The organism is Sporosarcina sp. P32b, assembly GCF_002743335.1.
GTDB lineage: Bacteria > Bacillota > Bacilli > Bacillales_A > Planococcaceae > Sporosarcina.
Map to the genome: position 1 here is coordinate 274,690 of NZ_PDZB01000001.1, position 11,493 is coordinate 286,182.

Below are 11,493 nucleotides of genomic sequence, written 5' to 3' on the forward strand. Positions count from 1 at the left end.
TGTTTGTTTTGTTGGGGAAATGGGTAAATTGTAATCAAGTAGCATCTACATAATGATGTAAAATCCAGCTCACATAAAGCCGAAACGGGGGAGACAGAATGAAAACAGGTGGACGTAGAAAAAGTTCAAATGTTGAGGATCGAAGAGGGAAGAGTGGTGGAGGCGGAGGTGCGATCGCATTAGGTGGTGGCGGTCTTGGGATTGTCGGTATTATATTGTTTCTTATATTAGGTGGAAACCCAACTGATTTATTAGATAGTAGTTCAGCTGTACCTGATCAACCGTACGTGGAAACCGAACAAGATAAAGAATTGGCAGATTTTGTATCGGTTGTACTCGCGGATACAGAAGACATTTGGTCGGAGTTATTCGCTCAACAAGGAATTCAGTATGAAAACCCTACACTAGTTCTATATTCAGGACAAGTGGATACAGCTTGTGGATATGGAAGTGCAGCTGCAGGACCGTTTTATTGTCCGGGTGATCAAAAATTGTATATTGATTTAGCATTTTATAATGAATTACAAAGTTCGTTTAAAGCACCTGGTGATTTTGCTATGGCCTATGTAGTAGCTCACGAAGTAGGACACCATGTGCAAACATTACTCGGAATTTCAGATCAAGTGATGCCGCTACGTCAAAAAATGAGCGAAGAAGAATTTAATAAATATTTAGTGAGATTTGAATTACAGGCAGATTATTTTGCGGGAGTCTGGGCGCATCATGCAAAGGGACGCGGATATTTGGAGCAAGGGGACTTGCAAGAAGCAATCACTGCTGCGGGTGCGGTTGGTGACGACACGATCCAAAAACGTGCAAGAGGGTATGTTGTTCCAGAAAGTTTCACACACGGTACAGCAAAACAACGAATTTATTGGTTTGAACATGGATTTGAATTAGGTACCATTGATGGTGGGGACACATTTAATCAAACCGAAAAATAAAAGTCGCGAAGGTCATTTTGTTTATCAAAGTGACGTTCGCGATTTTTTTATTTTGTTGCGGCTATGGCAGGCTCAGCTGGAATGATCCCTTCTTTTTCATTTCGTAGTCTTTTAATATCCACTCGTATGAGTAAGGAAATGACTAGAGCAACTGCGAATAAGCTAGCAAAGAACAGTAGGCTACTCTCGTAACTACCTGTCGTATCTTTCATCCAAGCGGCAAACATCGGCCCTGCCACACCAGCAGCAGACCATGCTGTCAAAATATAGCCGTGGATGGCTCCAAGTTGTTTCGTTCCGAATATATCACCAATATATGCCGGAATAGAAGCGAAACCTCCTCCATAGCACGTATAGATTACGGCTAGAATGACTTGGAAAATAATTGCGTTTGTGGTGAAGGGTAAAATAGCGAACAGAACAAGCTGAATGACAAAGAACGTAGTATACGTATTCGGACGTCCGATAAAATCCGAAATCGCAGCCCAGCCAAGTCTTCCGGCCCCGTTAAAAATGCCTAGCACACCAACTAATGCTGCTGCTTGAATAGTCGTCATGCCGATACTATCAATCGCCATTGGTTTGGCAGCGGATAGAATTGCAATACCACACGTGACATTAATAAATAACATTAGCCATAAATAATAAAAGCGTTTTGTTTTGACTGCTTGATTTGCTGTCAATTGAGCAAGATCTTCTTTAACTTCAGTTTTACCTGAACGAACTTTTTCAATGAATCCAGGCGGTGCCCATCCTTCTTCCGGCTTTTCTAGGTAAAGAGAAGAGAGCATCATGATAAGAAAATACGATACACCAAGAATATAAAAAGTGTTTTGTAAACCAACGTTGACAATCAAGTATTCCATGATTGGACTACTGATGGCTGCTGCGAATCCAAAGCCCATGATGGCGAGTCCCGTAGCTAGCCCTCTGCGGTCGGGGAACCATTTGACGAGCGTAGAAACAGGTGCAATATATCCTACACCTAAGCCAATTCCACCGAGCATACCGTAAAAGACATACAGCAAAGGTAATGAAGACATTCCTACTGCCAGTCCGGAACCTGTCACTCCGACCCCGAAGAACACAGCTGCAAGTAATCCTGCTTTTCTTGGACCATATTTCTCTACAAAGTGACCTAAAAAAGCAGCTGATAAACCAAGAAATAAAATGGCTATACTAAACGTTAGCTGTACTTGGCTTGTAGTCCATCCAAATTCTTCAATAAGTGGATTAGTGAAGTTACTCCAGGCATAAACAGATCCGATGGAAATGTGAATACCTACTGCAGATAACGCGATCAACCATCTGTTCTTCGTTTTTTTCATTTGTAGTCCTCCTTTTTAACAAAAAATTTCCACAGTTCTAATTCCAGTAAACAAACCTCTTAACTAGTCGGTGGAGTAAATGAATAGTCGACAGTCCACTAGTTCGCGAAGTGGAAATGAAAGGAAGATAATTAAACAATTACTGGAATGTAACTTAGGATTAAGGAGTATATTATTATCAATTCACAAGATTGTCAATATTACTTTTTCCTGTAGTCGGAAAAAGAGAATTGTCATCCATAACGATTCTTTCAGGATGTGTGTATACGTTAAAGGATCCTCCACGTATGAAACCGACCGTAGTTATTCCTAAATCGTCTGCTAAGCTCAAAGCTAATTCCGTAGGTGCAGATTTTGATAGGACAATTTCACAACCGATCTTGGCAACTTTAAGTAAAATTTCGGAGGAGATTCGTCCGCTGAACACAATGATCTTATCTCGCACAGAGATATCGTTCTTTAGACAGTGCCCATAAATTTTATCTAACGCATTATGGCGGCCAATATCCATACGGGATAACAACAATTGATCAGGTACACATAAAGCTGCATTGTGAACACCGCCGGTATGTCGGAACATTTCTGCCTGATCTTCCATTTGATTCATCAAGGAAAATATTTGTACGGGTGTGAGTTTAACAGAGATACTGTCCATCTTTTTCGCTGTCAGTGCATCGTTTGCAAAGATAAATCCTTGTCTGCTCATGCCGCAACAAGATGTGATATACCTTTTATTTTGCAATTGTTCAAAGAATGGATAGGCTTTGTCGGTATCGACGTAAATAAAGCCATTTTCCAGATCAAGACGAATGTCCTTTACTTGTTCCCACTTCGGTACTATTCCTTCTGAAGCTAAGAAGCCTACTGTCATATCCTCGATATATTCTGGCGTACATACAATCGTCGCAAATTCTTTGTTGTTTAGTTTAATTGTGATTGCGTATTCAACTGCAACCGAATCTTCTTTTTCAAAGACTGTCCCATCCTGAAATCGAATAATGGATCGTTGTTGTTGCTGTTCCATAATTCTTCCTCCCTTTTAGTCAATCGATCGATCGAATAAAAATACTGAAACCGCAATATCATCATCAATTTTAAAATCGCTGAATAAATGCAGAAACTTCGCGTCGACTAATTGTTCCAATCCTTCTGGCGGCTCTTTTGCATAGACTGCCTGAATCATGCTAGTTCGCGCGCGGTGGACCATTTCTTTTCCCTCTGGCGTTCCTGCAATGAATTTCTCTGTAGGAGTCAAATTACCGTAGAGTGTAGAGACCACCATATTATCGATAAATATTGTATGAATTCGTTCGGGACCTTTGCCAAATAAGTCTTTTCGTAATTTACGGATGATATCATTAAATTCATGAATTTTCTTCATAGGACACTTCCTTGTAGTATTTACAGAATAGTCTAATTATTTGAGGATAGCCATTGTATTATACGCTTTATTACTTTATACTAAATACATAACAGATGGAAATCTAGTATGTGATTGCTAGGAGTCCATCAACCTACATGTAATAGTAAGTATGGATTGGTTCTTTAGCAAGTCCTGTTAAGAAACTATTCCACCATAAAAAAATACCGTAATGACGGTTTTTTTATGGTGGATTTTTTATTTGAGAAGGAGGACGCCTGTATGTCAATTTCAATCAATGATAAGATTTTTAACTTCGAACCAGGGTCGACACTCATTCAAATTATCAATGCAAATAAGATTGAGCACCCACAAATATGTTATTTGCCAGAAGTCGATCCAATACAGACATGTGATACGTGTATTGTCGAAGTGAATGGTGAATTAACACGAGCTTGTTCAACACAAGCTGTCGACGGCATGGATGTTAAATTAGCGTCCCCGCGTGCAAAGGAAGCACAAACGGAAGCAATGGATCGGATTTTAGAGAACCATTTACTTTATTGTACCGTTTGCGATAACAACAATGGGAACTGTAAAGTACATAATACCGTGGCACTTATGGAAGTGGAAGAACAAAAATATCCATACGAGCCGAAATGCACGAAAGATGCAGTAGATTTCACTCATCCATTCTACCGTTACGATCCGAATCAATGTATCGCTTGCGGTCAGTGCGTGGAAGTGTGTCAAAACTTACAAGTGAATGAGACGCTTTCAATCGACTGGGAGCGTGATCGTCCAATTGTTCTATGGGATGGCGGAGCGAAGATTAATGATTCTTCTTGCGTAGGCTGTGGCCATTGTATTACGGTTTGTCCATGTAATGCCCTGATGGAAAAAACGATGCTTGGTGAAGCTGGATTTATGACTAAAATGAGTGACGAGCTGATGGAGCCTATGGTGGATTTGATCAAAGATGTAGAACCAGGTTACAGCAGTATCATGGCGATTTCCGATGTAGAATCAGCGATGAGAGAATCTACAATTAATAAAACGAAAACTGTCTGCACATTCTGTGGAGTAGGTTGTTCATTTGAAGTATGGACAAAAGATCGTACCATATTAAAAATCCAACCGGTTTCCGATGCACCTGTCAACCAGATTTCTACTTGTGTCAAAGGGAAATTTGGTTGGGACTTTGTGAATAGTGAAGAACGTATCACAACGCCTCTTATTCGTAAAGGTGACGACTTTGTTGAAGCGTCATGGGATGAAGCATTGGATTTAGTCGCAAAAAATCTAGGTGAAATCCGTGACGAGCATGGCAGAGACGGAATCGGCGTCATCTCCTCGTCAAAAATCACAAATGAAGAGAACTATGTCATTCAAAAATTCGCTCGACAAGTATTTGGTACAAATAACGTAGATAATTGTTCTCGTTACTGCCAGTCTCCCGCGACAGACGGATTATTCCGTACGGTAGGTATGGGTGGAGACGCTGGCACGATTAAAGATATTGCCGAAGCAGGCTTGGTCATCATTGTAGGTGCAAATCCCGCAGAAGGTCATCCAGTTCTTGCTACACGTGTAAAGCGAGCACACAAGCTACACGGTCAAAAGTTAATTGTAGCTGACCTCAGAAAGCATGAAATGGCTGAACGCGCAGATATCTTTATGACACCTCAGCAAGGAACTGATCAAGTATGGCTAATGGCAGTGACAAAATACTTAATCGACCAAGGCTGGCATGATCAGCAATTCATTGACGAAAATGTACTTCATTTTGAAGATTTTAATGAAGTGTTGGATCGCTATACGCTTGAATATGCAGAAAAAGTAACTGGCGTTTCAAAAGAAGTATTAATTCAAACAGCTGAAATGATCCGTGATGCAGATGGTACATGCATATTATGGGGAATGGGAGTTACACAAAATACAGGCGGTTCCGATACTTCAGCAGCAATTTCTAATCTATTGCTTGCATCAGGAAATTATCGTCGTCCAGGCGCAGGTGCTTATCCATTACGCGGACACAACAACGTACAAGGTGCCTGTGATATGGGGAGCTTGCCTGGTTGGTTGCCTGGCTATCAGCATATTACAGACGATGCAGCACGAGAGAAATTTGAACGTGCTTATGGTGTAGAGATAGAAAGTAAACCAGGACTTGATAATATTCAAATGCTTCACTCGATTGATGAAGGTGTTATGAAGGGGATGTACATTGTAGGAGAAGATATGGCACTGGTGGATTCCAATGCAAACTATGTTCATGATGTACTGTCGAAGCTTGATTTCCTTGTTGTACAAGATATCTTCTTCTCACGCACAGCACAATACGCAGACGTCATTTTACCTGCAGTGCCATCACTTGAAAAAGACGGTACATTCACAAATACGGAGCGCCGTGTACAACGACTTTATAAAGCATTGCCGAATAAAGGTGACTCTCGCCAAGATTGGTGGATCATCCAAGAAGTGGCAAATCGCTTAGGTGCTAACTGGAATTACACACATCCAGGTGACATATTTGCTGAGATGACAAGTTTGAGTCCTATGTTCGGAGAAGCTTCTTACGAGATGTTAGAAGGTTGGGGGAGTTTCCTTTGGGGAAGTCTAGAAGGGAAGAACACGCCACTTCTATATACAGATGGATTTAATTTCCCAGACAAGAAAGCACGCTTTGCATTATCGGATTGGATTGAACCAGTAAAGTTCCCTGATGAATTTGATCTTCATATTAACAATGGCCGTATGCTCGAACATTTCCATGAAGGAAATATGACGAATAAATCTGAAGGTATCCAAGAGAAAGTTCCTAATATATTTGTTGAGATTTCACCTGAATTGGCAAAAGAGCGTGGAGTAGTCACAGGTACTTATGTAAGACTTATTTCTCCGTATGGAGCAGTGAAACTACCTGCATTGGTAACAGATAGGGTACGGAAAAATGAATTATTCTTACCGATGAATTCTGTTGATAAGGAATCTGCCATCAACTTCCTAACCGGACCTGCGACTGATGAACGAACGAATACACCCGCTTACAAGCAGACAAAAGTTCGCATGGAAGTGCTCGCGAAGCAAGGAGACAATCCACTACCTAAGAGCAACCACCGTGATAAGAAACGCCATCCTCAAAATGGTGTAGAAGTAGAGCGGAAATGGAATCGACCAGGATATGTCCAATTAACAGATCAATAACTAGTGAGGTGAATATCAATGGCGGCACCCATAACTTCTATTAAAAGAACAGAACGATCCGAATTGGAAATACAGCAGGATAAGTTGGCGGAACTACAGAAACAAATTGCTGAACAGGAAGAGTCTTTGCAGAAAATCATGGAGATCACAGGTGAATTGCATAAGATTGGCGCACTAGACGCATTACAAGCCATGCTTCATTCAAAAGAAAAGATTACCGGCATAGCGTTAGGTCAAGTATCCAGAGAACCTGTCACCAACCTGCTCAATAATTTGATGGCAGGAGCTGGAATTCTAACTGCATTAGACCCAGCCACCATTCAGCAACTCTCAAAAAGTGTCCAAAAAGGATTGTCGGAAGCAGAGCAAGGGAATGATGAAGGTCAGAAAACAGGCGTTCTTCAACTGATGAAAGCTATCAATGATCCTGATATCAATCGTGCGTTAACTTTCGGTATGAACTTCTTAAAAGGGATGGGGAGAGGTTTAGAAAAACCTGCTGAGTAAGATTTTTGCGAAAAACATCACTTTGCTTCATACTGTATGAGAAGCGTTTACACGTTCCCTAGCCTTACTGGCTGGGGAACTTATTCATTACGTAACATTATTTGTAGGAGATGAAAATATGTCGGCCCAAAGTAAAATTGCAACACATTTACAAGAACAATCTACAGCACAGAAAAACATCGGAAGACTGCTTGTGAAATGCTCAGATAAACCGGGAATTGTATCTGCAGTCTCCGCATTTTTGCTACAATATGAAGCAAATATCGTAGAATCCAGCCAATATTCAACTGATCCAGAAGGTGGCATGTTCTATTTACGTATCGCATTCCATTTAGACAATCTAATGGAGAAAAAAGAAGAAATGGAAGAACATTTTAATGACATTGCGAACCAATATGAAATGGACTATCACTTTTCGTACGCCGTAGAACTAAAACGAACGGCGATCTTTGTTTCCAAAGAACCGTATTGCTTAATGGAATTGCTATGGGAATGGCAGAATGGTGATTTAAATACTGACATCGTTGTGGTTATCAGTAACCATGAAGATGCTCGCGGAATGGTCGAAGCACTTGGTATTCCTTTCTACTACATTCCGGCGAACAAAGATATACGCCAAGAAGTAGAGAAACAGCAAGTGAAGTTAATGGAAGAATACGATGTGGACGTACTCGTGTTAGCACGTTATATGCAAATACTAACACCTGAATTCGTTAGTCACTTCCCGAATCAAATTATCAATATTCATCATTCGTTCTTGCCGGCCTTCATCGGTGCGCGTCCTTACGAAAGAGCTTTTGGACGTGGTGTAAAACTGATTGGTGCAACGTCACACTATGTAACGAACGATTTAGATGAAGGTCCAATCATTGAACAGGACATCGAGCGCGTAGATCACCGTGATGATATTGTTCAATTGAAGAAGATTGGACGCACTATCGAGCGACGTGTTCTTGCACGTGCAGTGAAGTGGCATCTTGAAGATCGAGTGATTGTAGAGAATAATAAAACCATTGTCTTCCATTAAGAGACACGAAACCGCCGCTCAAATGAGTGGCGGTTTTTTTAATGTATAGGTGACTTGAAGGTCGCTCCATGTGTTTCTTGTGTGTTCATGATGGTCAAGAACGCAGAAGGGTCTATGTCGGTAGTGATTTGCTTTAGCTTTGAAATTTCTAGTCTTGTCACGACTACATAGATGACGTCTTTTTCGTTATCCGAATAGCCACCCCGACCGTGCAACATTGTAATGCTGCGGCCGAGTCGTAGACGAATCGCTTCACCCAGCTCTTCATATTCATCGGAGATAATAAAGACGGCCTTGGTTTCGTCTAGGCCTTGAATCACAATGTCGATCGCTTTTGAGGCTATATAGTATGTAATGATCGAGTACATCGCTTTTTCGGGTCCGAGTACAAAGCCTGCCCATCCGAAAATGAAGAGGTTGAAGAACATTACGAATTCTCCGACACTGTACGGGATTTTCTTTGTAAGTAAAATGCCGAGAATCTCCGTCCCGTCTAGCGCCCCGCCATTACGTATGATGGTTCCAACACCTGCGCCAAGCAACAATCCTCCAAAGACTGTAGCCAGTAACGAATCTGTGACGAATGGACCTAGTTTTTTTAGTGGAAATTCTACAATCGCAAGCAAAGCAATCGCATAGGAAGAGGAGAAGAAAAAGTTCTTGCCGATATGTTTATAGCCGAAGAACAAGAAGGGCAAATTTAAGATCAAAATCAAAATCCCAAAAGGTACTCCAGAAATGAAATTCAATATAAGTGCGATCCCGATAATACCCCCGTCAATTACGGAATTAGGGATTAAAAATAAATCTAAAGCAACTGCTGTAATTACAACACCAATAGAAATGAATAAATAGCGTCTAAGTAAATGCCCCACGGTTTCTTTTTTATGCTGTTTGCTCATAAAACTCCCCTTTTTTCAAACGTATTTATTCTATCTTAACGGAATTTTTAAAAAGAAAGTAGTGAAAATCTAAGGTTGTCAATTTTTCTTCCGAAGGACATGATGAATCTTTTACTCTTTCAGAACATAAGATGATACATCATAGCCTAATTGGAGGAGATATGTTGGATATCATTCGTCAGTTGCATAACTATCGCAAAGAAGAAAATCAGTTGAAGTGGGAAGGTACATTTTTGGAGTATCTAGAATTAATTAAAGAGCGTAAAGAAGTGGCACAGACTGCACATTCCCGTATTTATGAAATGATTAAAAGCGCAGGAATTGAAAAGAAAGACGGTAAGAAGATTTATAATTTCTTTGATGAAGAGTTATATGGTCTGGAAGAGTCTATCGAACGTTTAGTGGAAGAATATTTTCATCCGGCAGCCAAGCGTTTAGATGTAAAGAAGCGCGTACTGTTACTGATGGGACCTGTTAGTGGTGGTAAATCTACTATCGTTACGATGTTGAAACGTGGGCTAGAAGCGTATTCCCGCACGGATGAAGGAGCGGTGTATGCGATCAAAGGATGTCCGATGCATGAAGACCCATTGCACTTGATTCCGGAATCATTGAGGAAGTCATTCTTTGAAGAGTATGGCATAAGAATCGAAGGTAGTTTATCGCCTTTAAATCAGTTGCGTCTTGAAGAAGAATTCGGAGGTAAAATTGAAAATGTTGTAGTGGAACGCATTCTGTTCTCAGAAGACCGTCGTGTCGGGATTGGAACATTCACACCATCCGATCCGAAGTCACAGGACATCGCTGACTTAACTGGAAGTATAGACTTCTCCACTATTGCTGAATATGGTTCAGAGTCGGATCCACGTGCATACCGATTTGATGGAGAATTGAATAAAGCGAATCGGGGCATGATGGAGTTCCAAGAAATGCTGAAGCTCGATGAAAAGTTTCTTTGGCATTTATTGTCTTTAACACAGGAAGGAAATTTTAAAGCAGGAAGATTTGCATTGATTAGTGCAGATGAACTAATCGTTGCGCATACGAATGAAACGGAATATCGTTCATTCATTAGTAATAAAAAGAACGAAGCGCTTCACTCAAGGTTGATTGTCATACCAGTTCCATACAATCTAAAAGTAAGTGCGGAAGAAAAGATTTATGAAAAAATGATTCGTGACAGTGATATGGCTCACGTCCACATTGCGCCGCATGCATTGCGAGTGGCTGCTATTTTTTCTGTTTTGACACGTTTGAAAGCATCCAAGAAACAAGGCATCGATCGCTTGAAGAAATTGCGCTTGTATGATGGTCAGAATGTCGAAGGTTTCAACGATGCAGATGCGGAAGAACTGAAGAACGAATTTATAGATGAAGGCATGGACGGAATCGATCCACGCTACGTCATCAACCGTATTTCTTCTGCAATTATCCGAAAAGAAGTACCAAGCATCAATGCACTAGATGTATTGCGTTCATTAAAAGACGGCTTCGATCAACACGCTTCCATTTCGAGTGAAGACCGTGACACGTATATGAACTATATTTCAATGGCGCGTAAAGAGTATGATGAAATTGCGAAAAAAGAAGTCCAGAAAGCTTTTGTCTATTCTTACGAAGAGTCTGCCAAAACATTAATGGATAATTACTTGGATAACGTTGAAGCATACTGTAATAAAAACAAACTACGTGACGCACTTACTGGGGAAGAAATCAATCCCGATGAAAAGCTAATGCGTTCGCTGGAAGAACAAATAGGAATTTCCGAGAATGCGAAAAAAGCATTCCGAGAAGAAATTCTGATTCGCATCTCGGCATATGCAAGAAAACACCAGCGCTTCGACTATCGCTCTCATGACCGTTTACGTGAAGCGATTCAGAAAAAACTTTTCACCGATCTAAAAGACGTCGTGAAGATCACCACAACTTCTACAACGCCTGACGAGACACAACTGAAGAAAATGAACGAAGTCGTAGCACGCCTAGTAGACGAACATGGCTACAACTCTATCTCAGCAAACGACCTACTGCGTTACGTAGGCAGTTTATTAAATCGATAAATTGGATGAGTACTGTGAATTGAATTGGCGTAATGATGGGATTGCAACTCGGGTTTAAGTTCGCACTCCGAAGAGCAAATCCCGGTTCCAGAACTAATAGAAGCCTATACAAATCAAAACCAAGAGACCTCAAATCATGAGGTCTCTTTTTAGTTTTG

Annotated in this window: 9 protein-coding genes; 5 read left to right on the forward strand and 4 right to left on the reverse strand. The window is 40.8% G+C overall.

Features of this window, described 5'->3' with window-relative positions; genetic code table 11:
- The first annotated feature begins 98 nt into the window (after positions 1-98).
- Positions 99-944: a KPN_02809 family neutral zinc metallopeptidase gene (ypfJ, locus tag CSV64_RS01345; protein WP_099633253.1), complete on the forward strand. Its 846-nt coding sequence runs from the start codon at positions 99-101 to the stop codon at positions 942-944.
- 47 nt (positions 945-991) lie between these two features.
- Here the strand turns inward: ypfJ and CSV64_RS01350 are convergent, their stop codons facing one another.
- The 3 genes from CSV64_RS01350 to CSV64_RS01360 all read right to left on the reverse strand — a co-directional run bounded on the left by CSV64_RS01350 (position 992) and on the right by CSV64_RS01360 (position 3,653).
- Positions 992-2,272 carry an L-lactate MFS transporter gene (locus tag CSV64_RS01350; protein WP_099633254.1) on the reverse strand — a complete coding sequence of 427 codons (1,281 nt, stop codon included), beginning with the start codon at positions 2,270-2,272 and terminating at the stop codon, positions 992-994.
- A gap of 178 nt (positions 2,273-2,450) precedes the next feature.
- Positions 2,451-3,296 carry a formate dehydrogenase accessory sulfurtransferase FdhD gene (fdhD, locus tag CSV64_RS01355; protein WP_099633255.1) on the reverse strand — a complete coding sequence of 282 codons (846 nt, stop codon included), beginning with the start codon at positions 3,294-3,296 and terminating at the stop codon, positions 2,451-2,453.
- A 15-nt stretch (positions 3,297-3,311) separates the two neighbouring features.
- Complete coding sequence (locus CSV64_RS01360) at positions 3,312-3,653, reverse strand: Na-translocating system protein MpsC family protein (protein WP_099633256.1); 342 nt, start codon at positions 3,651-3,653, stop codon at positions 3,312-3,314.
- A gap of 261 nt (positions 3,654-3,914) precedes the next feature.
- Here CSV64_RS01360 and fdhF point away from each other — a divergent pair, with 261 nt between their 5' ends.
- From fdhF to purU, 3 genes are all read left to right on the forward strand, one after another.
- A complete protein-coding gene (fdhF, locus tag CSV64_RS01365; protein WP_099633257.1) occupies positions 3,915-6,839 on the forward strand; it encodes a formate dehydrogenase subunit alpha in 2,925 nt (974 codons plus the stop codon).
- 18 nt (positions 6,840-6,857) lie between these two features.
- Positions 6,858-7,346: a helical membrane plugin domain-containing protein gene (locus CSV64_RS01370; RefSeq protein WP_143560984.1), complete on the forward strand. Its 489-nt coding sequence runs from the start codon at positions 6,858-6,860 to the stop codon at positions 7,344-7,346.
- Between the two features lie 118 nt (positions 7,347-7,464).
- Positions 7,465-8,373 carry a formyltetrahydrofolate deformylase gene (gene purU, locus CSV64_RS01375; protein WP_099633259.1) on the forward strand — a complete coding sequence of 303 codons (909 nt, stop codon included), beginning with the start codon at positions 7,465-7,467 and terminating at the stop codon, positions 8,371-8,373.
- Between the two features lie 38 nt (positions 8,374-8,411).
- On the opposite strand, the gene CSV64_RS01380 is transcribed toward purU, so the two are convergent.
- Entirely contained in the window at positions 8,412-9,275 is an 864-nt protein-coding gene (locus CSV64_RS01380; RefSeq protein WP_099633260.1) for a YitT family protein, read from the reverse strand.
- Between the two features lie 161 nt (positions 9,276-9,436).
- On the opposite strand from CSV64_RS01380, the gene CSV64_RS01385 reads away from it, so the two are divergent.
- On the forward strand, positions 9,437-11,335 hold the full coding sequence (locus tag CSV64_RS01385) for a PrkA family serine protein kinase (protein ID WP_369823473.1): 1,899 nt from the start codon (positions 9,437-9,439) through the stop codon (positions 11,333-11,335).
- Positions 11,336-11,493: the final 158 nt, after the last annotated feature.